This is a genomic window from Halopseudomonas pelagia CL-AP6 (assembly GCF_000410875.1).
In the GTDB taxonomy this organism is placed as follows: domain Bacteria; phylum Pseudomonadota; class Gammaproteobacteria; order Pseudomonadales; family Pseudomonadaceae; genus Halopseudomonas; species Halopseudomonas pelagia.
On sequence record NZ_AROI01000006.1, the window covers coordinates 221,222 to 245,036 of the forward strand.

16 protein-coding genes are annotated in these 23,815 nt (G+C 58.1%); 9 read left to right on the top strand and 7 right to left on the bottom strand.

The annotated features are described in order from the left end of the window. Together urtA and atzF are read right to left on the bottom strand one after the other, a co-directional pair. Complete coding sequence (gene urtA, locus K787_RS0105470) at positions 1–1,296, bottom strand: urea ABC transporter substrate-binding protein (protein ID WP_022961787.1); 1,296 nt, start codon at positions 1,294–1,296, stop codon at positions 1–3. Positions 1,297–1,477: 181 nt separating this feature from the next. Continuing rightward, positions 1,478–3,262, bottom strand: a complete 1,785-nt coding sequence (atzF, locus tag K787_RS0105480; protein WP_022961789.1) for an allophanate hydrolase — start codon at positions 3,260–3,262, stop codon at positions 1,478–1,480. A gap of 695 nt (positions 3,263–3,957) precedes the next feature. Here atzF and K787_RS0105490 point away from each other — a divergent pair. Next, on the top strand, positions 3,958–5,121 hold the full coding sequence (locus tag K787_RS0105490; RefSeq protein ID WP_022961790.1) for a type III PLP-dependent enzyme: 1,164 nt from the start codon (positions 3,958–3,960) through the stop codon (positions 5,119–5,121). 260 nt (positions 5,122–5,381) lie between these two features. On the opposite strand, the gene K787_RS0105495 is transcribed toward K787_RS0105490, so the two are convergent. Both K787_RS0105495 and gltS read right to left on the bottom strand, forming a co-directional pair. Next, a complete protein-coding gene (locus K787_RS0105495; RefSeq protein ID WP_022961791.1) occupies positions 5,382–6,287 on the bottom strand; it encodes an SDR family oxidoreductase in 906 nt (301 codons plus the stop codon). A 257-nt stretch (positions 6,288–6,544) separates the two neighbouring features. Further along, complete coding sequence (gltS, locus tag K787_RS0105505) at positions 6,545–7,741, bottom strand: sodium/glutamate symporter (RefSeq protein WP_022961793.1); 1,197 nt, start codon at positions 7,739–7,741, stop codon at positions 6,545–6,547. A gap of 234 nt (positions 7,742–7,975) precedes the next feature. On the opposite strand from gltS, the gene K787_RS0105510 reads away from it, so the two are divergent. Then, a complete protein-coding gene (locus tag K787_RS0105510) occupies positions 7,976–8,635 on the top strand; it encodes a 7-cyano-7-deazaguanine/7-aminomethyl-7-deazaguanine transporter (RefSeq protein WP_022961794.1) in 660 nt (219 codons plus the stop codon). A gap of 57 nt (positions 8,636–8,692) precedes the next feature. Here the strand turns inward: K787_RS0105510 and K787_RS0105515 are convergent, their stop codons facing one another. Further along, the gene (locus K787_RS0105515) at positions 8,693–9,874 is read right to left on the bottom strand and encodes an acetyl-CoA C-acyltransferase (protein ID WP_022961795.1); all 1,182 of its coding nucleotides are present in this window, start codon (positions 9,872–9,874) and stop codon (positions 8,693–8,695) included. Positions 9,875–10,089: 215 nt separating this feature from the next. Here K787_RS0105515 and K787_RS0105525 point away from each other — a divergent pair, with 215 nt between their 5' ends. The 7 genes from K787_RS0105525 (at position 10,090) to K787_RS0105555 (ending at position 20,657) form a co-directional block, all read left to right on the top strand. Then, positions 10,090–11,772, top strand: coding sequence for a fatty acid--CoA ligase (locus tag K787_RS0105525; RefSeq protein ID WP_022961797.1), 1,683 nt, complete (start codon positions 10,090–10,092; stop codon positions 11,770–11,772). Positions 11,773–12,116: 344 nt separating this feature from the next. Beyond that, complete coding sequence (locus K787_RS0105530) at positions 12,117–13,436, top strand: DUF1329 domain-containing protein (RefSeq protein ID WP_370736719.1); 1,320 nt, start codon at positions 12,117–12,119, stop codon at positions 13,434–13,436. 230 nt (positions 13,437–13,666) lie between these two features. Further along, positions 13,667–16,279 carry a winged helix-turn-helix domain-containing protein gene (locus K787_RS0105535; RefSeq protein WP_161785936.1) on the top strand — a complete coding sequence of 871 codons (2,613 nt, stop codon included), beginning with the start codon at positions 13,667–13,669 and terminating at the stop codon, positions 16,277–16,279. Between the two features lie 80 nt (positions 16,280–16,359). Next, positions 16,360–17,910 carry an MFS transporter gene (locus tag K787_RS0105540; protein WP_022961800.1) on the top strand — a complete coding sequence of 517 codons (1,551 nt, stop codon included), beginning with the start codon at positions 16,360–16,362 and terminating at the stop codon, positions 17,908–17,910. A gap of 76 nt (positions 17,911–17,986) precedes the next feature. Next, positions 17,987–19,225 (top strand): dicarboxylate/amino acid:cation symporter, encoded by a 1,239-nt coding sequence (locus tag K787_RS0105545; RefSeq protein WP_022961801.1) that lies wholly within the window; start codon positions 17,987–17,989, stop codon positions 19,223–19,225. Positions 19,226–19,244: 19 nt separating this feature from the next. Then, positions 19,245–19,886 (top strand): MBL fold metallo-hydrolase, encoded by a 642-nt coding sequence (locus K787_RS0105550; protein WP_022961802.1) that lies wholly within the window; start codon positions 19,245–19,247, stop codon positions 19,884–19,886. Positions 19,887–19,988: 102 nt separating this feature from the next. Next, on the top strand, positions 19,989–20,657 hold the full coding sequence (locus tag K787_RS0105555) for a YiaD family glycine zipper/OmpA-like lipoprotein (protein ID WP_022961803.1): 669 nt from the start codon (positions 19,989–19,991) through the stop codon (positions 20,655–20,657). 58 nt (positions 20,658–20,715) lie between these two features. Here K787_RS0105555 and yihG read toward each other — a convergent pair whose 3' ends face one another. Together yihG and pta are read right to left on the bottom strand one after the other, a co-directional pair. Continuing rightward, positions 20,716–21,621, bottom strand: coding sequence for a 1-acylglycerol-3-phosphate O-acyltransferase, YihG family (gene yihG, locus K787_RS0105560; protein WP_022961804.1), 906 nt, complete (start codon positions 21,619–21,621; stop codon positions 20,716–20,718). Between the two features lie 59 nt (positions 21,622–21,680). Further along, positions 21,681–23,813, bottom strand: coding sequence for a phosphate acetyltransferase (pta, locus tag K787_RS0105565; RefSeq protein ID WP_022961805.1), 2,133 nt, complete (start codon positions 23,811–23,813; stop codon positions 21,681–21,683). Between the last annotated feature and the right edge of the window lie 2 nt (positions 23,814–23,815).

A 23,815-nucleotide genomic window follows, 5' to 3' on the forward strand; every position in this document is an offset into this window, starting at 1 on the left:
TTACTCGGTGGTAACGCCCTGACAGGTTTTAGTCTTGGTGTTGTAGTTGCCGCAATTGATCGGCGCGGTCCAGTCGGACTTCAAATCTTTGCTGCCTTCGAGGAAATCCGACCAGGCATCACCAGGCACCAGATCATCGGTGCTGGATACGGTCAGAAACTGGCCATCGTCCTGAATCTCGCCAATCAGAACCGGTTTGGTGATGTGGTGGTTCGGCAGCATGGTGCTGATGCCGCCGGTCAGATTCGGTACTTCCACGCCGACCATCGCATCAATCACTTTGTCCACATCGGTGGTACCGGCTTTCTCGACCGCTTTTACCCACATGTTGAAGCCAATGTAATGCGCCTCCATCGGGTCGTTGGTAACGCGGTTAGTGTCCTTGGTGAATGCGTGCCAGGTCTTGATAAAGGCTTCGTTCTCAGGCGTTTCTTCACTCATGAAGTAGTTCCAGGCAGCCATGTGGCCGACCAGCGGAGCGGTATCGATACCGGACAGCTCTTCTTCTCCCACGGAGAAAGCGATGACCGGGATGTCTTCGGCGGAGACGCTCTGGTTACCCAGTTCGCGGTAGAAGGGCACGTTGGCGTCGCCATTGATGGTGGAGACCACGGCGGTTTTCTTGCCAGTGCTGCCGAAACGCTTGATCTCGGACACGATGTTCTGCCAGTCGGAATGGCCAAAGGGCGTGTAGTTGATCAGGATATCTTCCTCGGCTACGCCATTGGCCTTCAAGTAGGCTTCCAGAATGCGGTTGGTCGTACGCGGGTAAACATAGTCAGTGCCAGCCAGAACCCAGCGTTCGATGCCCAGTTCGTCCTTCAAGTAATCCACTGCGGGAATAGCTTGCTGGTTCGGTGCTGCGCCGGTGTAGAACACGTTGCGTGAGGACTCTTCACCTTCGTACTGAACCGGGTAGAAGAGGATGCCGTTCAGCTCTTCGATTACCGGCAATACGGATTTGCGTGAGACTGAGGTCCAGCAGCCGAAGATGGAATCCACCTCGTGCTGCTCCAGTAGCTCACGGGTGCGCTCAGCGAACAGCGGCCAGTCGGACGCGGGATCCACTACTACGGCTTCCAGTTGCTTGCCGAGCAGGCCGCCTTTCTTGTTCTGCTCTTCGATCAGCATCAGCATGGTGTCTTTCAGGGTGGTTTCCGAAATGGCCATGGTCCCGGTCAGCGAATGCAGCACGCCAACCTTGATGGTTTCTGCCTGAACGGCCATAGCGCTGAGAGCCATGCTGCAGGCAACGCCCAGGGCGCCCGCGCGTTTTACCAGTTTCTTCAGTTTCATCGGTCAATCTCCGTTTTTATGTTCTAGTCCACTGTGTGAAAAAATCTCTACAACTGCGGGTGCATCTTCGTCATGGCGGGGTGATCGGCGTGCCGTCAGCCCTTCTTTTTCAGCGGGCCACTGCCCAAGGGCTGGCTGGTGTTCAGCCTGAATAGGGCTTGAGCACCGTCCATGGTCGCATTCATTCGACCCGGGAGGCGATATAGGCGCGCCAGCCGCCTAGGTGAGTGATGTCCGTAGCGCCTTCCACCGCAGCCCCTTCACAGATAAAACCTTTGACCTCGCGGCCGTCCTGCAGAGTCAGGGTGCCGATGCCCAGCGGGGCAGGGACCAAGGCGACAAAGCTGCCGAATAGCTCCACTGGCACATCCCACAATTCCACCGCAATGGCTGCGCCCTCCGCCGAACGAATCAGACCGGGTTTCGGTGGGGTGGTGTTGGGTAAGGCATAGAGGCGATAGTTGTCGGCACTGAAGGTGCTTTCGACAAAGCGTGCATGCCGCTCGGTCAACTGCGTGTTGAGCGGCATGCCGCTGAGGTGCGCGCCGACTACCGCCAAGCGCACGTGGCCGGCTGGTGCTGCTTTGGTGTCAACTGGCGCCGGCAGCGTGCGATCCGTTGCACCGGCTTTCCACGGGGCAAAAACCTGCCAATGACGACCGAATTCAGCCAGCGCGCTGTCCTGCCAGGCGGCGCCGATCAGGGTGATGCCAAAGGGCAAGCCGTCGCTGCGGAAGCCGGCAGGCAATGCCAGCGCCGAACAATCAGCAAGATTGACGAAGTTGGTCCAGGTACCCAGTTGGCTGTTGACCGTGACCGGGTCCTGTTCGACCTGAGCAGTGGTTGGCATACGCGGGGCGGTGGGTACCAGCAGCGCGTCGACTGATCCCACCAGGGTTTGTATTTCGCGTGCCAGATCGGCGCGGCGATACTCGGCGCGGTAGGTGTCGGTAGCATCGAATTTTTTGGCATTGGCAAGAATGCCACGCACCACCGGGTTCATCTGCTCGCCGTTAGCGTCCATAAAGTCGGCAATGGCCGCATAACGCTCAGCGACCCATGGGCCGCCATACAGCAGTTCGGCGAGTTGCTGCATGGGGGTGAAGTCCAGCTCAAGCAGTTCTGCGCCCAGCTCGCGCACCTGCGCCAGGCTGGCCTGCCAAGCGGCTTCCGCCTGGCTGTCACCAAACCAGGGCAGGCTGGCAGGAATGCCCAGGCGCGGTTTGGCGCCAATCAATTTTGCCGAAGGCGGTGCTACCCGTGAGTAGCCGTCGCTAGCGTCGAAACTTTCCATCACGCCAGCCACGGTTTCGGCATCATCTATGCTTAACGCGAAAATCGAAATGCAATCCAGGCTGCGGCAGGCCGGGACCACACCGCGGGTGCTGAAACGTCCGCGGGTGGGTTTGAGGCCAACCAGATTATTGAAGCCCGCCGGCACACGGCCGGAGCCAGCGGTATCGGTACCTAGGCTGAAGGGCACCAGCCCACGCGCTACGCTTACGGACGAACCAGAGCTGGAGCCGCCGGAAATGTAGGCGGGATTAAAGCTGTTGGGCACAGCGCCGTAGGGTGAGCGGGTGCCGACCAGGCCGGTGGCAAACTGATCCAGATTGGTTTTGGCCAGCACGATTGCGCCGGCAGCACGCAGCAGCGCTACGCAGTGGGCGTCCTGAGCGGCAATATAGCTGAATGCGGGACAGGCAGCGGTGGTAGGCAGGCCGGCGACATCGATGTTGTCCTTGACCACGCAGGGTACGCCGTAAAGAGGCAACTGTTTCGCTTCAGGCAAGGCTTCCAGGTACGCGAGTTGTGACGCCAGCTCAGCAGGGGTGACAATATGGATAAAGGCTGGATCGTCGGCGCTCAATTCGGCAAGCAATTGCTTTAAAGCGTCCTGCGGGACGAGCCCATTCTGATAGGCCTGCAGCCATTCACTGATCGTCCATCCACATTGCTTTGCCATCGGGCCTCCCGCTGAGTGATTGAATATTGCCTTGTATACAAGAACGTATTCAGCAGGGACCGTGCCAATACATGACATTGTCAAGTTGATGACTTGTAAATCCTTAAAAAACAAATGGTTGCAATATTTTAAAGGCGTCTTGGTTGGTGCTCTGGACGCTGGGGTTGGGCCGCTGGAATACCTGAATGGGCATAATCGGTGCTGGCTGCTCCTTTTTGGTGCGCGTTGCCGGGCGTCGCAGCAGGGCAGTGGTAGGTAGGCGTCGGTAGCTAGAACCTGTACGCCATGACGGGGTCTAGTCTGTAAGGGTAACGTCATACCGGGATGAAAGAATGAAGGAAATGCTCAGCCCCTATTGACCCCGGGGTCGCTTGGTTTTAAGGTTCGCGTCGAACGTTGAGGCTGGCACGATCCATACGGCTCAAGTACTGACGACGAGACAGCAAGGCCGGCACTTTTTCGGACTTATTGCTTTCGGCGCACGCCTTGGGAAGTAGGCGAACCAAAGTGGGGATACTGATCAGACGTTCGCACCCCCGGGTTGTGTGTTGGCCATGACATTCAGTGCCTTTCCGTCGGAAAGTGCTGTTCCGTTCCTGCGTTGCGGGTGATGGAATACACTTGTCTGCCCTGCATCTGATCAGTCCTGTCCCCACGCGCCCCGAACCCAGAAATGTTGCTTTGGAGCCGAATTGATGACCATCCAGCTTGATGAATATTTTGATCGCGACACCTTCAACCGTATCAAGGCCTGCGCCGATCAGCACGACACCCCCTTCCTGGTTGTTGACCTGAAGACCATCGACCGCGCTTACGACGAGCTGGTCGAAGGTTTCCCTTTTGGCAAGATTTACTACGCGGTCAAGGCCAATCCGTCCAATGAAGTGCTGGGGCTATTGAAGGACAAGGGTGCCAATTTCGATATCGCCTCTATCTATGAGCTGGAAAAGGTCATGGCGCTGGGCGTCAAGCCCGAGCAGATCAGCTTCGGCAACACCATCAAGAAATCCAAGCATATCCGTGCCTTCTACGAGAAGGGCGTGCGCTTATATGCCACCGACTCCGAAGCCGACCTGCGCAATATCGCCAAGGCCGCACCCGGCTCAAAAATCTATGTGCGCATTCTGACCGAAGGCTCGACCACGGCCGACTGGCCGTTGTCGCGCAAGTTTGGTTGTCAGACCGATATGGCCATGGATCTGCTGGTGCTGGCACGTGAGCTGGGTCTGGACCCCTACGGCATCTCCTTCCACGTGGGCTCCCAGCAGCGCGATATCGGCGCATGGGATGCGGCCATCGCCAAGGTCAAGGTGATCTTTGAGCGGCTGAAGGAAGAAGATGGCATTACGCTGAAGATGATCAATATGGGCGGCGGCTTCCCGGCCAATTACATCACCAAGACCAACACGCTGAAGACTTACGCCGAGGAAATTACCCGCTTCCTGCAGGAAGATTTCGGTGACGAACTGCCAGAGATCATCCTTGAGCCAGGCCGGTCGCTGATCGGTAATGCGGGCATCCTGGTCAGTGAGGTGGTGCTGGTTTCACGCAAGTCGCACACCGCTCTGGAGCGTTGGGTGTATACCGATGTGGGCAAGTTCTCCGGCCTGATCGAAACCATGGATGAGTCGATCAAATTCCCGATCTACACCGAGAAGCAGGGCGAGCTGGAAGACGTCGTCATCGCCGGCCCGACCTGTGATAGCGCCGACATCATGTACGAAAGCTACAAGTATGGCCTGCCGCTGAACCTGGCAATCGGCGATCGCATGTACTGGCTCTCTACCGGCGCCTACACCACCAGCTACAGCGCCGTCGAGTTCAACGGCTTTCCGCCTTTGGAAGCTTTCTACATTTAATGTAGAAAGTAGCTGCAAGCTGATTGTGTAAAAGCCCGCTCCTGGTAACAGGTGCGGGCTTTTTTAGTATGCGGCCTACCGAGTTTGCGGGATGCCGGATCCTGGGACCGTTCGGTTTCACCGGGAACGTTCGAGTTCCACCTCGAACAAAGGCCGGCGCCGCCGGCCCAAGAACCAAAAAGCCCGCACTGCATACCAGTACGGGCTCCTTAGTCCATCAACACCACTGCCAGCTTGTAGCTCGAAGCTTGCCGCTGTGTTCAGCTGAACTTTTGGATATTCGCCATCAATTCACGTAGCGCTTCGATATTGTCCTTTGGATGCACAGCGCCTTCAAAGTCGCACAGTTTCTCGAAATTGGCTGCCACGTCTTCCGGGGTAAAGCCTGCATCGGGGTTGAAACCAATGCCCAGCGAGCGCTCCCAACGCACCTTGCCCATCCAGCCGCCGCCGACTTCAAACAGGCTGCCGGTTTCCTTGCACTCATCCGAGCACAGGTAGGCCACCAGCGGGCTGACCAGCTCAGGCTTGAGCTTGTCGAACGCGCCAGGCGGGAACAGGCCTTCGGTCATGCGCGTGCCGCCGGTAGGGGCAATCGCATTGACGAAGATATTGTTCTTGCGGCCTTCGATTGCCAGAGTGCGGGTCAAGCCGTACAGGCCCAGCTTGGCCATGCCGTAGTTGGCCTGGCCGAAGTTGCCGTAGATGCCGGAGGTAGAAGCAGTGAAAATCACGCGGCCGAAGTTGCTGTCTTTCATATAGGGCCAGGCAGCGTGAGTCACCTTGTAGGCACCTTCCACGTGAACGCGATAAACCAGATCCCAATCCGCATCGGTCATCTTGGCGAAGCTCTTGTCGCGCAAGATGCCGGCGTTGTTCACGACCACGTCAACACGACCGAAGTTGTCCATCGCACACTGGACGATTTTCTCGCCGTCGATCACGTTGTCCGGGTTGGCGACGGCTGTGCCGCCAGCGGCCTTGATTTCTTCAACCACTTTCAGCGCGGCGTCGCTGTTGGAGCCCTCACCTTGCGTGCTGCCACCCAGGTCGTTAACGATGACTTTGGCGCCATGTTTGGCGAACAACAACGCGTGGGCACGGCCGATGCCGCCGCCGGCACCAGTAACGATGACGACTTTGTCGTCAAAACGAATATCGCTCATGGAATGCTCCTAATTGGATGGGCAGTAAAAAACGTGGTCGCCAGTGTTAAACACTTGTTTCAATTCGGCAAGGGGCAAGAGCCCGGTGAATGGTGTCGTATAAGTCGGGTTAGCCGGTCGGCCTGGCCCAATGCAGGCTTCAATAGTGAAGAAGAGCTGATCTATAGCAAGATCCTTCGGGTCAGCGCTCCGATGACGCTGGCCGTCACGCTACTGTTCGCTGGTTAGCATGCAGCATCCCGGATGCAACCTCCCCGTTAGCGCTGAAACATATCCAGGCTCAGCAGCATCTGCACCAAGGTCGCGTTGGCGATATCGATAAAGAAGGCGCCCAGTAACGGAATGACCAGATAGGCCTTGGGGCTGGGGCCAAAGCGGTTGGTCAGCGCGTTCATGTTGGCGATGCCAATAGGGGTGGCGCCCAGACCCATGCCGATAAAACCCGAGCTGATACAGGCGGCGTCGTAGTTGCGGCCGAGCACGGGAAAGACCACGTAGACGGTCAAGAGGGTGATGACTATTGCCTGCATGAGCATGACCAGGCTGATCAGACCGAAGGCGCCCTGAAGCGAAAGAAGCGGAAGACTGATCAGGCTCATTCCTAGAAAAAGTTGCAGGCTCAGGTCGCCAACCAGTTGGATAGGTCGATGATCGATGTCGACGCCGAACAGCTCAAGACCATTGGTCAGCGCTATACCCAGGAACATGGCGGTCAGGAACGCCGGTAAGCGAATCCCCACTCCGGAAAGCCACCCGTACATCGTGGCGCCCAAGGCAAAGCACAAGGCGATCAGCAGCACGGCGGTGAGCACGCTGTTCAGTTCGATAATGTAGGTAACTTTGCTGCCCGACTCGATGTGCTGAAGTTCGGAAGCTTGCTCTGCCGAATGTAGATTGTGTCGTCGAATAAGCCAGGCTCCGACCGGCCCGCCAATCAGTCCGCCCATGATCAGACCTGCGGTAGCGAAGGTCATGCCCATGGAGCTGGCATTGGTCAGGCCAAAATGCTCCTCGAACAGTTGGCCCCAGGTGATGGCGGTACCGTGCCCACCTGCCAGGGATACGCTGCCGCCGATAAGGCCTAAAAGAGGGCTTTCCCCCGCGATCAGGGCCATCAGGGTTCCGGTCAGGTTCTGGAACAACAGCAGTGCTACCGCGAAACCGAGCATGATCGCCAATGCCTTTCCGCCCTCTAGCATCTGACGCAGGCGAGCAGACAGGCCTATCGTGCTGAAAAAAGCGATCAGGAGCAGATCCCGCAACTGCAGGTCAAAGCGGATTTCGCGCTCTGTCGTCGCCTCGATCACGGCCACCAGTGCACTGATCAGCAGCCCACCGGTCACGGCGGGGGGGATATTGTAGGTATGCAGAAAGGCCACCCGTCGATTGATGTGGACACCAATCCAGAGCGCGATAATTGCGATCGCCACTGTGACGGAGGTAGTGATTTCCATGGATGTAGCTTTCCTGAGGCGTGTATGCCCCAAGCCTAACAGGCTGGTTACCAGTGGAAAACAATCTTGCTTGCCTGGCGTAACAGCTCTGAAGGGCGGGTGGGGGGCTCGGATGCCGCCTGTCTACCGGCATATCCATTTGCGTAACAAAACGCTAGAATGCCGGCCGCGCGCAGCTATGGTGGTTGCGGCAATGGGTTCCCTAACCCCATTTCATCCTAAAAAGGACAGCATATGCCGTTGATATCTTCTTCGGTCAGCCGCTCTGTTATAGCCGGTCTGATCGCGTTTCATATTCTTATCATTATCGTCAGCAACTACCTGGTGCAGTTGCCGGTGACGCTGTTTGGCTGGCACACCACCTGGGGTGCGTTCAGTTTTCCGTTTATCTTTCTGGCCACTGATCTCACTGTGCGGCTGATGGGCAAGAGCGCAGCGCGGCGGGTCATTGCGCGGGTGATGCTACCGGCGTTGGTGGCGTCCTACGTGGTCTCGGTGTTGTTTCACGAGGCGCGCTTTGGCGGGCTGGCGGCCTTAAGTGAGTTCAACCTGTTCGTGTTCCGCATCGCGGTCGCGAGCTTTCTGGCGTATGCGCTGGGGCAGTTGCTGGATGTGCAGGTGTTTGATCGGTTGCGGCAAATGCGTCAGTGGTGGATCGCGCCCGCAGCCTCGACAGTGCTGGGTAATCTGCTGGATACCTACCTGTTTTTTTCGGCGGCATTCTGGCGCAGTGACGATCCGTTTATGGCGGCCAATTGGGTGGAAATTGCTACGGTCGATTATGTGATCAAGCTGGTAATCAGCCTGGTGCTATTCGTGCCGCTGTACGGCATGTTGTTGAGCTGGTTGGTGAAGTTCTTTCAACCGCGCCAGCTGAGTAGCAGGTCGGTCTAAGGCGCACTGTCTGAGTAGAAAAAGGCAGGCTACGGATAGCCTGCCTTTTTTATCCGCTTAGATCAGTTCGATAGCTACCGCTGTGGCTTCGCCGCCACCAATACACAATGACGCCACACCGCGCTTGCCGCCGGTTTTCTGCAGCGCGTTGATCAAGGTGACGATGATGCGCGAGCCAGTGGAGCCAACCGGGTGGCCCTGGGCGCAGGCACCGCCGTAGATGTTGACCTTGGCATGATCCAGGCCGTGTTCGCGCATGGCCAGCATGGTGACCATGGCGAAGGCTTCGTTGATTTCAAACAGGTCGACCTCGTCCTTGCTCCAGCCGGTCTTGTTGAATAGCGTGGTCATGGCGCCGATCGGCGCGATGGTGAACTCGCTCGGGTCCTGGCTCTGAGTCGCGTGGCCGACGATACGGGCCAGTGGCTTGAGACCGCGCTTCTCGGCTTCGGCAGCGGTCATCAGTACCAGTGCGCTGGCGCCGTCGGAGATCGAGCTGGCGTTGGCGGCGGTAATGCTGCCATCTTTTCTGAACGCGGGCTTGAGGCCAGGGATCTTCTCCGGATTGGCGTTGTGCGGCTGCTCGTCATCTTTAACAATGCTCTCGCCTTTGCGCGTGGTGACCGTTACCGGCACGATTTCACTATCGAGCGCACCGCTTTCAATGGCTTTCTTGGCGCGAGTCAGGGACTCGATAGCGTAGGCGTCCATGTCCTCACGGTTGATGCCGTATTTATCGGCGGTTTCCTGGGCAAAGGAGCCCATCAGGCGTCCGCTGCGGGCGTCTTCCAGGCCGTCTAGGAACATATGGTCCTTGATCTCGCCATGGCCCATACGCAGGCCGCCGCGGGCTTTTTCCATCAGGTAGGGTGCATTGGACATGCTTTCCATGCCGCCAGCCACCATGATCTGGTTGGTACCGGCCTTGAGCAGATCATGGGCCAGCATCACGGCCTTCATCCCTGAGCCGCAGAGCTTGTTAATGGTAGTGCAGCCAGTGGAAGCGGGCAGGCCGGCGTTCAGACTGGCCTGGCGCGCCGGGCCCTGCTTCAGGCCGGCAGGCAGTACACAGCCCATGATCACTTCCTGCACATCTTCTGCGGCAATGCCGGCGCGCTTGACCGCTTCGGCAATTGCCAGGGCGCCCAGCTCAACAGCGGGAACGCTGGATAGGCTGCCTTGAAATCCGCCCATGGGGGTGCGAGCTCCGCTAACGATAACAATGCTGTTGTCGGGCATGTTCTACTCCTGAAAGTGACTGATGCTGGGTTGATGGTCATATAGCGACATTTTTTATGATTATACGCTTAAAAAGCCGCTGCATCCCGAGCGTGATCCAGTTCATACTTTGGAGTGATAGGTCGCCCGTCCTCTGCTTGGCTATAGTACTGCGCAGCGACAGGCCTTGATGCCTGCGACCAAGACCATACAAGCCCAACAAACAGGTCATACTTATGCTCAATACCCGCGTGATCAAACCGACTGCAGGTGCTCATTCGACGCCGCTGCTGATCAAAAATATCCTACTGTCTGGCCAGCGCTACGAGCGCAGTCAGGAAATTGTCTACCGCGACATCAGCCGCTATGACTATGCCACTTTCAATCAGCGCATCTGCCGTCTGGCCAATGCCCTGACCGCCGCTGGCGTCAAGGCCGGTGATACCGTGGCGGTGATGGACTGGGACAGCCACCGCTATCTGGAATGCATGTTTGCCATTCCGATGCTGGGTGCTGTGTTGCACACCATCAATATCCGCCTGGCCCCCGATCAAATCCTCTACACCATGAACCACGCCGAAGATATTTTCGTGCTGGTGAATGCCGAGTTCTTACCGATCTACAAGGCGATTGAGGGCGATCTGACCACGGTCACCAACACCATCCTGTTGACCGACGGCACAGAAAAAACCGCTGATCTGCCTGGCCTGGTTGGTGAATACGAAGATTTGCTCGCCGCAGCAGAGCCCACCTATGAGTTCGCCGATTTCGACGAGAACTCGGTGGCTACCACCTTCTACACTACTGGTACCACCGGTAACCCCAAGGGCGTGTATTTCAGCCACCGCCAACTGGTGCTGCACACTATGACCCAGGCCGCGCTGATGGGTGGGCTGGACAGCATCCGCCTGTTTGGCAACCGCGACGTGTATATGCCGATCACGCCGATGTTTCACGTACATGCTTGGGGTATTCCTTATACGGCGACGCTGCTCGGCGCCAAGCAGGTTTACCCGGGCCGTTATGAGCCGGAAATGCTCTGCAAGTTGATCAAGGATGAGAAAGTCACCTTCTCCCATTGTGTGCCGACCATCCTGCAAATGGTGCTCAACGCCGAGGGCGCGCAGAACCATGACTTCGGCGGCATGAAGATCATCATTGGCGGCAGCGCACTGAATCGCAGTCTGTACGACGCAGCCAAGGCCAAGGGCATGAAGTTGTCTGCGGCGTACGGCATGTCCGAGACCTGCCCACTGATTTCCAGTGGTTACATCAATCTGGAGGTGGCGCAGGGCAGTGAAGACGAACAGGCCACCTACAGCATCAAGGCCGGTGTACCGGTGCCGTTGGCCGAAGCGCGCTTGATGGATACTGAAGGCAACTTCCTTGATCATGACGGCAAGACCCAGGGCGAGCTGGTATTGCGCTCACCCTGGCTGACTCAAGGTTATTACAAGGAACCGGAGAAGAGCGATGAATTGTGGGCTCATGGCTGGATGCACACCGGTGACGTGGCTTCGATCGACGAAATGGGCTTTATCGATATTCGAGATCGGATCAAGGACGTGATCAAGACGGGTGGCGAGTGGATTTCGTCGCTGGAACTGGAAGATCTGATCAGCAAATGTGCTGCGGTGAAGGAAGTAGCCGTAGTCGGGGTGCCTGATCCGCAGTGGGACGAGCGCCCGTTTGCGCTGATCGTGCCGCACGCTGGCAAAGAGATGGATGCGCGCATTTTGCGTGATCACCTCAAGCCATTTGCCGATGAAGGGCACATTAACAAGTGGGCTATCCCCACTCAGATCGCTTGTGTTACCGAAATACCCAAAACCAGTGTCGGCAAGCTGGACAAGAAGCTTATTCGCGGTGAGATTGCTCAATGGCAAGAGGCTGAAGCGCCCTTTCTATCTACGTTGTAAGCCTGTTTAAACGGATAATTGGCGCGCTAGAGCGTAGCGCCAATCTATTGCTGGTAACAGCAGTCAGATGGCCTGAATGGCCATCTGGCTGATTGTCCGCCTCAGCTTCCTTCTCTGTTTTTGCCATTCAATAGCCAATCCCGCCGAGACAAAATCATACTTTGGACGGATCACCTGCAGAGGGTGCTTGGCTATAGTGCGCTGCAGTCGTTCCGCGTGCCCGCTGTTTACGCATATTGGGAATGGCCACCCTTCACTGAGCCGGCGTTCGACTATCCGGCTCCAGCAAGTAGAGCAGGATTATGAAACTGAACTTTGTATCTTCCGCCTTAATGGTTTCGGCCATGGCTTTCAGCGTATCTGCCATGTCTGCCACCGCAGAACAGGTCGCTGAGCTGGGCAAGAGCTTGACCCCGATCGGTGCCGAAAAAGCCGGTAATGCCGCGGGCACTATTCCCGAGTGGACAGGTGGCCTGGCCACCGACGCTGCCGCTGTTGACGGCAAAGGCTTCAGCGCCGATCCCTATGCTGATGACAAGCCATTGTTTGTTATCACTGCAGCCAATTACGAAGAGCATCAGGACAATCTGGCCCCCGGTCAGATCGCTATGTTCAAGCGGTACCCCGAGACGTTCCGCATGCCGGTATACGAGAGCCGCCGCAGCGTCGGAATGCCGGACGCCATTTACGATGCGGTCAAGCGTAATGCCAGCAACTCCAAACTGGTGCAGGGCGGTAACGGTGTAACAGGCTATGACATGTCCATTGCCTTCCCGATCCCGACCAATGGCCTGGAAGTGATTTGGAACCATATCACCCGTTATCGCGGTGACGCCATGCAGCGCATCGTGACCCAGGCCACGCCGCAAACCAACGGTAACTTCACCATCGTTCGTTTCGTTGAAGAATATGTGCTGCCCCAGGGGCTGACTGATTACAACGCCGACAGCATGGGTAACATTCTTTATTACTTCAAACAGCAAGTCACCGATCCAGGCCGTTTGGCCGGTAACGTACTGCTGGTGCACGAGACCGTTGATCAGGTTGCCACTCCGCGTATGGCCTGGGTTTATAACGCCGGTCAGCGCCGCGTGCGTCGTGCTCCGCAGGTGTCCTATGACGGCCCAGGCACAGCTGCTGATGGTATGCGTACGTCGGACAATCTGGATATGTACAACGGTGCGCCCGACCGCTACGACTGGGAACTGGTTGGCAAGAAAGAGCAGTACATTGCCTACAACAGCTATCGCATGGGCTCGCCCGATGTGAAATACGCCGACATGATCCAGGCCGGCCACCTCAATCCCGATCTGGCTCGCTATGAGCTGCATCGCACCTGGGAAGTGATCGCCACTGTGAAAGAAGGCGAGCGCCACATCTACGCCAAGCGTCACTTATTTATCGATGAAGACTCCTGGCAGGCTGGCCACATCGACCATTACGATGGTCGTGGCGAGCTCTGGCGGGTAGCTGAAGCGCATGCACTGCATCGCTTCAAGGCGCAGGTTCCAGGCTTTGCTGCCGAGACTCTGTATGACCTGATGGCTGGCCGCTATCTGGCTATGGGTATGAACAACGAGGAGTCGAGCGACTATAACTACGAGCACAAAGCCAGCTCCACGGATTTCACCCCAGCAGCCCTGCGTCAGTCTGGCGTTCGCTAGGACTGCAGTTGGGCTAAGGCCGATTAACTCCCTCCAGCCCCGTGCTGGAGGGGGGTTTGTTACAAATCGACAAGACACCCTGAGAGCATGCCGATACACTTGTCGGCATGGTCACCTGCATCGCTCCCTTCCCCGGCAAGCTCTTTCGTCCGCCGCTACCGTCGGACCATCTGTCGCGCCCTGCACTTGTAGCCCTTCTGCAGCAATCCGCCCAACGCAGGCTGATTCTCGTGTGTGCACCCGCTGGTTTTGGCAAAACGACCCTGGCTATTGAGTATTGCGAACAACTGGCCGCGCCTTGGCGCTCCATCTGGTTGTCATTGGATGCTCAGGATGGCGAGCAGGGACAGTTGCTACGCGGTTTGATCCAGGGATTGCGCACGCTCTATCCACTGTTGGGGGCCAGGGAGCTTCAGTTGCTGAGTCAGCAGCAGAGCCATCAACCTTTAGGCATCGAACAGCTGGCAACCTCGCTTCTGGAAGATCTACGCCGTGTGCATGACAGTGCAGCGCCAGTGTTACTGGTGCTGGATGATTATCATCTGATATGTGGGCCGCAGAGTGATAGGTTGTGCGCGCTGCTGCTTGAGCAACTGCCGCAGGGTTTCCAGTTATTGATCACCGGCAGACGTCGGCCGGATTGGCATCTGGCGCGGCTGCGGCTGGGCAATCAACTGCTGGAGATCGGCGAAAAGCACTTGCGCCTGAGCCGCGAGGCAGCCTCAGCGTTTCTCGAAAATGCGGGTTTGGCACAGGCAGAACCACAATGGTTGCGGCATATTCTGCAGCGCAACGAGGGTTGGATTGCCGGCTTGCGGTTACTGGCGATGACCGCCCAACAGGGTGCTGGCGCGCAGGCACGCCTGGATCACCCGCGCGATGGGGCGGATATACAGCCAGAGCAACTGATCGGTGAATATCTGCTGGAAGAAGTCATTCTTCATCAACCGCCAGCAGTGCAGCAGTTTTTGCACCAGATAGCCTGGTTTGACCGCTTTACTGTCGAGCTATGCGACCACGTGCGTCAAGCGCAGGATAGCCAGCAGATCATCCAGTATCTGGCGCAACATCAAGTGTTCCTGGTGCCGTTGGACCGCGAGGGCAAGTGGTACCGCTTCCATCATCTGTTTTCCGATGTACTACGCGAGCACGGTGCTAGCGAGCCTGCGCGTGAGCGTTTGCACATGCATCTGCGTGCCTGTGACTGGTTCCGCCAGCAGGGCCGGATTGCTGATGCAGTAGAGCAGGCGCTGGCTGCCGAGCGTCCGGATGAAGCGGCTAGCCTGGTACAGCATCTGTCACTGGATCGGCTGTTGGCCGAACAGCATGTGGGTACCTTGCTACGCTGGAAGGCCGAGCTGCCGGGGGTATTGCAGGGCAGTTCCGCGCGGCTAGTCATGGTGCACGCCTGGACCCTGGCATTGGCCTGCCAATTGGACGAGGCTCAGGCGATGCTGCAACGTTTGCAGTACTTCCTGCCCCAGCCGGACTCCTACCAGCAGCGCTGTCTGATCGGCCAGGCGCTGGCACTCAAGGCCTATCTGGCGCGTGCTGCGGGACGCTTGGAAGAAGCCATGCTGTGTGGTCACCAGGCCTTGGCGTGTCTGGATGACCGCGAAGCCGGCAGCCGGGTGATGGCTATGCTGACGCTGGCCGATTGCGAGTTGTGCGGGCAGCGGATTGAAGTTGCTAGGCAATGGGCGCGTTCGGCGCTTGAGTTGGCGCAGCGAGTCGCGGACCCGTTGCTGGAAGCGCAGGCGGTATTGATGCGTGCGCGCCTGATGCAGGCCCGAGGTCAAGTGGCCAGAGCACTGCAAGCGGTCGCCGGCCAACGGCGCCTGTTGGCGGGCATGGTGTATCCCCAGGGCCTGCCGGTGCGCGCGAGGCTGACCATTTATCACGGTTATCTGCTCGGCCAACTGGGCGAAAATGACGACGCCATGGAGCTACTGCGCCAGGGCATCGAGGAAGCACGTGACTGCCGCGATGTACACGTGCTGCCTGGCTATTGCTTGCTGGCCGGGATGCAGGCGCAGCGTCGCGGCGGTGATGGGTTCGCGTTTGAGACATTGACCGAAGCCGAGCGGCTGATGCATCAGTGGGACATCCCGCCGGTGTACTACCTGGGTTGGGGCACTGCCTTGAAGAGTGATTTATGGATCACCTCAGGCAGGCACGACCTCGCCGAGCATTGGCTGCCGCGCCTGCGCCAGACCTATTGCCTGGAGAATCGCGCGGCACCGCCAGTGTTTTTCCATGCGCTGCCTGCCTTGATCGAGCGCGTATATGCCCGGCTGCTCTGGTCGCGTGGCGAACACGTGGCTGCCGAAAGCATATTGCGTGCGCTGTTAAGCCAGTTGCAACATGGTGGGCAGCATTTGCAGGCATTGTCGGTCATGACGCTGTTGGTGCGCATGTTGTACCGCCTGCAACGGCCAATGGAGGCGGAAAAGGTTCTGTTGGCGGCGCTCGCGTTGGCGGTGCAAGACGATATTGCCGGCCCGTTCCAGCCGCTGCTGCATCAGGCGCCTCCTGCTCTGGTGGAGTCGTTGGCGCGAGCACCGGCATCGCGTCTGCGTGACCGCTTGCTCGGCATGCTGCCTACCATCGGCCGGCCGGATGGCCAAACCATTGCCGCCACGCTTCAGGATCCATTGAGTACCCGCGAACTCGATGTTCTGCGCTGTATCGCCCAGGGTTACTCCAATCAGCAGATCAGCGAGGCGCTGTTCATCTCGCTGCACACGGTCAAAAGCCACGCGCGGCGCATCAACAACAAGCTGGGGGTGGCGCGCCGTACCCAGGCCGTGGCTCAGGCCAAGGTGCTGGGCCTGCTTCAGTAGCGTCCAGCCATGATTGCGCAACAGCGCCGCAAGCGTTATAAAGCAGCGCCTGATTGTGATTGAAGGCGTCAAGACTAGTCATGCTGGCCACTTATACCACTTCCGAATCCGTTACTCCCCGTCCCGCTAGTCGCCGCGAGTGGTGGGGCCTGGCGGTGCTGATTCTACCGACCCTGTTGCTGGCGCTGGACATGACCGTGCTGCATCTTGCCGCACCGCACCTGAGCGCCGATCTGCAGCCGACCAGCTCACAGCTGTTATGGATTCTGGATATCTACGGCTTCATGATCGCTGGCTTTCTGATCACCATGGGTACGCTGGGCGACCGTATTGGCCGGCGCAAGCTGTTGCTGCTGGGAGCGGCGGCGTTCGGCGTGGCTTCAGTGCTGGCGGCCTTTTCCACCTCGGCCAATATGCTGATTGTTACCCGCGCACTACTGGGTATCTCCGGCGCAACACTGATGCCCTCGACCCTGTCATTGATCCGCGAGCTATTCGAAGTGCCGTCGGAACGCACCTTCGCCATTACCCTGTGGATGACCGGCTTTCTGGTCGGCAGTGCCATTGGGCCGCTGGTGGGTGGCGCTTTGCTGGAGTTCTTCTGGTGGGGGTCGGTGTTTCTGCTCGGCGTACCGGTGATGCTGCTGTTGCTGATCGCCGGCCCGTTGTTGTTGCCCGAATGCAAGGATAGAAAGGCAGGACGCCTGGATATCACCAGTGCAGTGCTCTGTGTGGCGACCTTTCTGTCTCTGGTGTATGGCATCAAGGAGCTGGCGCGCGGCGGCATTAGCCTGGTGGTCTGCGTAGCTGTTGGCGCGGGGGTGTTGATTGGCTGGCTGTTTATCCGCCGCCAGCGTGCGCTGGCCCAGCCCATGTTCGATCTGAAACTATTTACCAATCGCGGTTTCAGTATCTCTGTGGTGGCGATGATGCTGACCATTCTAGCGCTGTCCGGCTCCTGGTTGATGGTGTTCCAGTACCTGCAGGGCGTGTTGGGCTTGTCAGCGTTGTGGGCAGGTGTGCTGATGGTACCTTCAGCCGCTATCCAGGTAATCGTCTCTTTACTGGTGCCGCGAATGGCGCGGCGGATCAGACCATCGCATCTGGTTAGCGGTGGGTTGCTGCTCGCCGTATGTGGATTTGTATGCTTGATGCTGGTTAACGGCATGGGCACTGTCTGGCTGTTGGTAACCGGCACCGTAGTAATGGGCGTAGGCATCATGCCGATGATGATCCTTGGCACTGATCTGGTGGTCAGCTCGGCCCCCGCCGAGAAAGCGGGCGCCGCTTCTGCGACTTCCGAAACGGCAGTTGAGTTGGGGATGGCCATGGGTATTGCGGTTATTGGCAGCATAGGTACCGCCGTGTACCGGCGGCAGATGGCCGACAGTATTCCCGCTAACGTGCCGCTGGAACAGGCCGAGATCGCGATCGATACCATCGGTGGTGCATTGGGTGTAATTGCCCGGCTGCCGGCTGGTCCCGCAGCGGATCTGTTGCTCGCTGTACAGCAAGCTTTCAGCGCTGCCCTGCACACCAATGCCATCATCGGCGCCTTGATCATGCTGGCGACCGCACTGCTGACGGCGCGTTTTCTCCGTCATCTGCCGGTGCTGAGCGCTCGGCATTAAGCCGAGCGCAGCAATTGAGGTATTCTTGAAAATCCTTTGAACTGATTAGTGCGCCAGACCTGCGGAGACCGAGCCTATGCCCAGCCTGAATCGTCAGATACTGATTGCCGCCTGCCTGGGCGTGCTGATGGGCTGGGGCCTGGGTCTGTTGCCCGCCGAGCAAGGCCTGCGCAGCGGCGTGCTCTACGCCAGTACGCTGGTCGGCAGTATCTTTATCGGCATGTTGAAGATGATTCTGGTGCCATTGATCTTCACCTCCATCGTGGTTGGTGTGGCCAATCTGCAGGCGCACCATCAGATCAACCGGGTGTGGATCACCACACTGGTGTATTTCGTCATTACCCTGTCGCTGGCGATGCTGGTCGCACTGCTGGCGGCAAATATCTTCAAGCCTGGCGCCGACCTGCCCATTGCGCTATTCGCCGATGCCATGGCTTCATTTGAAGCCCGGCAACTGAGCATGCCGGAATTCTTCCTGCATTTTTTCGCCAACCTGTTTCAGAACCCCTTTGCTGCCTTCGCCAACGGCAGCATTCTCGCCATCGTCGTGTTCGCGTTGTTTATCGGCATTGCGCTGGTGGCCGGGGGCGAACGCTATCAGGGCATACTGCGCTTGATGCAGGAGTTTCTCGAGCTGCTATTGCAGGTGATCAGTTGGATCATGCGCCTGGCGCCGCTGGGGATTCTAGCGCTGCTGATCCGCCTGGTGGCCGAACAGGATGTTTCGCTGCTGGTGACTATGCTCGGTTTTATCGTGTTGGTATTCGCGACCACGCTGTTCCACGGCATTGTCATCCTCCCGGGTATTCTGTTTCTGGTTACCGGCAAGTCGCCGCTGTGGTTTTGGCGCGGCTCGCGCGAAGCGCTGATCACGGCTTTCGCCACCAGCTCCAGTGCCGCCACGCTACCTATTACCCTGCGCTGCGCCGAGCACAATCTGAAAGTACGCCGCAGCATTGCCGGCTTTGTGTTACCGCTGGGCGCGACCATGAATATGGACGGCACCGCGCTCTATGAAGCCGCGGCAGCACTGTTTGTCGCCAACCTGGTCGGCATCGAGCTGAGCTTCGCCCAGCAGATGGTGGTGTTCTTTACCGCCATGATTGCCTCCACCGGTGCTCCCGGCATCCCCAGCGCCGGCATGGTCACCATGGTCATGGTGCTGCAGGCCGTCGGCCTGCCCGCCGAAGCTATAGCCATACTATTGCCTATCGACCGGCTGCTGGATACCGTGCGCACTGCGGTCAACGTTGAAGGGGATATGGTCGGCAGTCTGGTGGTAGACAAGCTGGTGCATCGTGGTGAAGACAGCTGAAAACAGGAGCTTAACGAATATGAACAATGCCACCACGTTGGTCCGCGAAACCTTCCCTGTCGGCCCGCTACAGTGCAACTGCACCATCATCGGCGACCCGCTGAGCAAGAAAGCGTTGGTGATTGATCCGGGCGGGGATCACCAGTTTATTCTTCAGCGTCTGGACGCGTTGGGGTTGAAAGTGGTCAGTATCATCCATACCCACGCGCATCTTGATCATTTTCTGGCCTCGGGCGAGATGAAAAAGGCGACCGGGGCGACGCTGCACCTGCATAAGCAAGACCAATTCCTCTGGGACAACCTGGAGATGCAGTGCAAATTATTCCGCGTGCCCTATGTGCCGGTACCGGCGCCGGATCATTGGCTCAGCGATGATGAGGAATTGGCCTGCGGTTGTGGGGTGGCATTGCATACGCCGGGGCATACACCGGGCTCGATGAGCTTCTGGTTTCCCAAGGACAAGCTACTGATTGCCGGCGATACATTGTTTCGTGGTGGCATCGGGCGTACTGATCTGTGGGGCGGGGATTATCGACAAATCGAGAAATCCATCCGGGAGCGGCTTTACCGCCTGGACGAGGAAGCACTGGTGGTGACCGGGCACGGCGCTAATACGCTGCTGGGTGATGAAATGCGCAGCAACCCGTTCATCCGCGCTTGAGGGCGGAAATAAATGCTCGCTTTGTGGTCTGTATATCTGCGGGCCATATGATTGGCGTGCTAATCTCTGGACACGAGTAATTAAAAAACAAAGGATTCATTCATGAAATTCAACGCCACAAAAACCCATGGTTTGATTGTTGCCGGCTTCTGTTCTGCTTTGCTGGTCGGGTGTACCACCAATCCTTATACCGGTGAGCGTGAAACAGGCAAGTCAGCCATTTATGGTCTAGGCGGCGCTGCGGCGGGTGCCGTTGTCGGTGCCGCGACGTCCAGCAAAAGTGATCGGACCAAAGGCGCGCTGATTGGTGCCACCGTTGGCGGCGCTGCAGGTGCGGGCTATGGCTATTACGTTGATCAACAGGAAGCACGCTTGCGTCAGGAGCTCTCCGGCACTGGCGTCCAGGTGATCCGTAACGGTGATAACCTGCAATTGGTCATGCCGGGCAATATTACCTTCGCCAGCAACTCTTCCGATGTGTCCAGCAGCTTCTATCCGACGCTGAATTCGTTGGTCAAGGTATTCAAGGAGTATGACAAGAACGGTATCGATATCATCGGCCATACCGACAGCACTGGCGGTATGGATCTGAACATGCGTCTGTCACAGGAGCGGGCCGGTAGTGTGGCTTCGTACCTGACGGGCCAAGGTGTCGCAGGATCGCGTATCAGCAGCCGTGGCGCTGGTCCGAACCAGCCTATCGCCAGCAATGATACCCAGGCCGGTCGTGCTCAGAACCGCCGCGTGGAAATCAACCTGCGTCCGCTGTAAGCAAGCTATAAGTAATAGGGTTTACCGCAGGGCTCCCTGCGGTAAACCGGCTTGCCGACTAGTGCCCCGGCGGATAGTCGTGGTGCAGTTGGTCCAGCAGCAGATCCTTTTCTTTCCACAGAGTGTTCACCCAACGCTGAAAGTCGGCGCGAAATACTGCGTCCTGATGATAGTCGCCACTCAGTAGTTCGATAGGTATCGGCTTTATCTGGCAACGCACCACGACCTTTCTGATGCGCCCACTGAGCAGATCCCAAAACGTCGGGCTGCCATCCGGGTAATGGATGGTGATGTCGACCAGGGAGCGTAACTGCTCGCCCATGGCATCGAGAACGAAAGCAATGCCGCCGGATTTGGGTTTGAGCAGGTGGCGGTAGGGCGACTGCTGTTCAGCGTGCTTGGTCGGGGTCAGCCGAGTGCCTTCGAGAAAATTAAATACCGCAACCGGTGTGGTCTTGAATTTCTCGCAGGCTTTGCGTGTGGTTTCAACATCCTGCCCGGCTTTCTCCGGGTGACGAGCCAGGTAGGCTTTGCTGTAGCGCTTCATAAAAGGAAAATCCAGCGCCCACCAGCAAATGCCGATGATGGGAACCCAGATCAGTTCCTGTTTCAGGAAGAACTTGAGCATCGGCATGCGCCGGTTGAGGTTGTGCTGCAGCACCAGAATATCAACCCAGGTCTGGTGGTTACTGGTGACCAGGTACCAGCCATCGTAATCCAGGCGTTCGCGGCCCTGGATATCCCACTCAATGTTGCCCGTCAGGGCCATCCAGCCGCTGTTGCAGGCCATCCAGAACTCGGCAATGCGGATGATCTGCCGAGTGCAAAACACCTGCAAGCCTTTGAGGGGCAGCAGTTTAATCAGCGATAGAGGGAAGAGCACACTGAAACACAGCAGCGTGTTGAGGATCAGCAGCAGTGCCGCGAGGGCACCGCGCAGGCTATGGGGCAGAAAACTCAGCATTCGAATAGCTCATTTAAAGGGCCAGTCTTAACCGGCCAGATTAGGGTGCTGGCTCGGGTCTAGTCATTCATGTCGGCCTGAATGGCCGTCAGCGCGATGGTGTAGACGATGTCATCCACCAGGGCGCCGCGTGACAGGTCATTCACCGGTTTGCGCAAGCCCTGCAACATGGGCCCGACACTGACCACATTGGCGCTGCGCTGCACCGCCTTGTAGGTCGTGTTGCCAGTATTGAGGTCGGGGAACACGAATACAGTGGCCTTGCCGGCCACCGGGCTGTCTGGCGCTTTTTGCGCGCCGACGCTGGCGATGGCGGCAGCATCATACTGAAGGGGGCCGTCAATCAACAATGCTGGCTCGCGCTTTTTGGCTATCTGCGTTGCTTCGCGGACCTTTTCCACATCCAGGCCGGTACCGGATTCGCCAGTTGAGTAACTGATCATCGCTACTCGCGCGGGTATGCCGAACGCTTCGGCGGACCGCGCGCTCTGGATGGCAATTTCGGCCAGTTCTTCGGCGTTCGGATCGGGATTGACCGCGCAGTCCCCGTACACAAGAACCTGATCTGGCAGCAGCATAAAGAAGATCGATGAGACCAGGCTGTAGCCGGGCGCGGTCTTGATCAACTGGAAGGCCGGGCGAATGGTGTTGGCGGTGGTATGAATTGCGCCTGACACCAGGCCATCGACCTCATCCAGCGCCAGCATCATGGTGCCCAGTACTACATTGTCTTCCAGTTGTTGCAGCGCCATAGGCGCATTCAGGCCCTTGCCTTTGCGCTGTTCGATCATTGGCTGTACGTACTGCTCGCGGACGCTATCCGGGTCAATGATCTGCAAGCCTTCAGGTAATGTGATGTGCTGGGCGCGGGCGACGGCTTCCACTGATTCGCGTTTGGCCAGCAGAATGCACTGGGCAATACCGCGGCGTTGGCAGATCGCCGCAGCCTGTACGGTGCGCGGCTCGTCTCCTTCCGGTAGCACGATACGTTTGGCGGCTTGCTGGGCACGACGCATCAGCTGATAGCGGAAGGCGGGCGGCGACATGCGTACCTCGCGCGGCGTGCCGCAGCGGCGCTGCAGCCAGGCATGATCAATATGCGACGCGGCGTACTCGGTGACCAATTCTGCGCGCTCGTGATCGTCTACCGGGATTTCGCGGTTCATCCGGTCCAGGCGGGTGGCGGTATCGAAGGTATTGGTATGGGTACCCAGCAGTGGTAGCCCGCCATCCAATGCCGGTTGGCACAGCTGCACCACCCGGGGGTCGGGGTCGAAGTCGCTGGTCAGCAGTAGCCCGGCCAAGGGCGTGCCGGCAAGTGCCGCTAGGCTGGCGGCGATGATCACGTCATCACGATCACCGGGGGTGACGATTAGCGTGCCAGGTTTAAGACGGTCAACAATGTTGGGTACGGTGCGCGCGCAGAGAGCGATGTCGAGCACGCGGCGGTGCTGCATGTCGCCTGGGTGTAATATTCGGGCATCCAGCAACGCTGCAACATCTGCGGTGCGTGGCGCATTTAGTTCCGCCTGCCAGGGGATGCAGCCAATCAGGCGAAAGTCTTCAGTGTTGAGAACCGCCGATTCCTGCTTCAAGGCTAGGGCGTATTCCTTCAGGGTGCGTTTGAGTGCATCACGATCGGCCGGAGGGTCTTCGCGCATCTCTAGATTGCGCACCTTGTTGACAATCACGCCCAGCACCTTAGGGTGTCTTGGGCCACCGAAGCCCTGCGCGTGAATCTCGATACGATCGGCCAGACTGGCCATATCTTGATTGTCCGGAGCGGTGACCAGAATCACATCGGCATCCAGGCTGCGGGCCAGATGCTGATTGATACGGGCGGCGTAACTGGCTTGCCGGGTCGGGACCATGCCTTCGACAATCACCACGTCAGCGTCCACTGCAGCCTGCTGATATAGGCTGACTATATCCTCTAGCACTTCATCCAGTTGACCATTGGCCAGTCGGTGCTCAACTTCCGGTAACGTCAGCGGCGTCGGCGGTGTCAGGTCCAGCGTGCGGCTGATCAGCTCGCTGGAGCGTTCCGGGCCGGTATCGCCGAGGTGCGGCTGGGCAATCGGCTTGAGAAAGTGTACGCGCAGCCCAGTACGTTGCAGCGCGCGGATCAACCCCAGACTGATGGAGGTCAGACCAACGCCGAATCCGGTTGGGGCGATGAAAAAGGTATGCATGT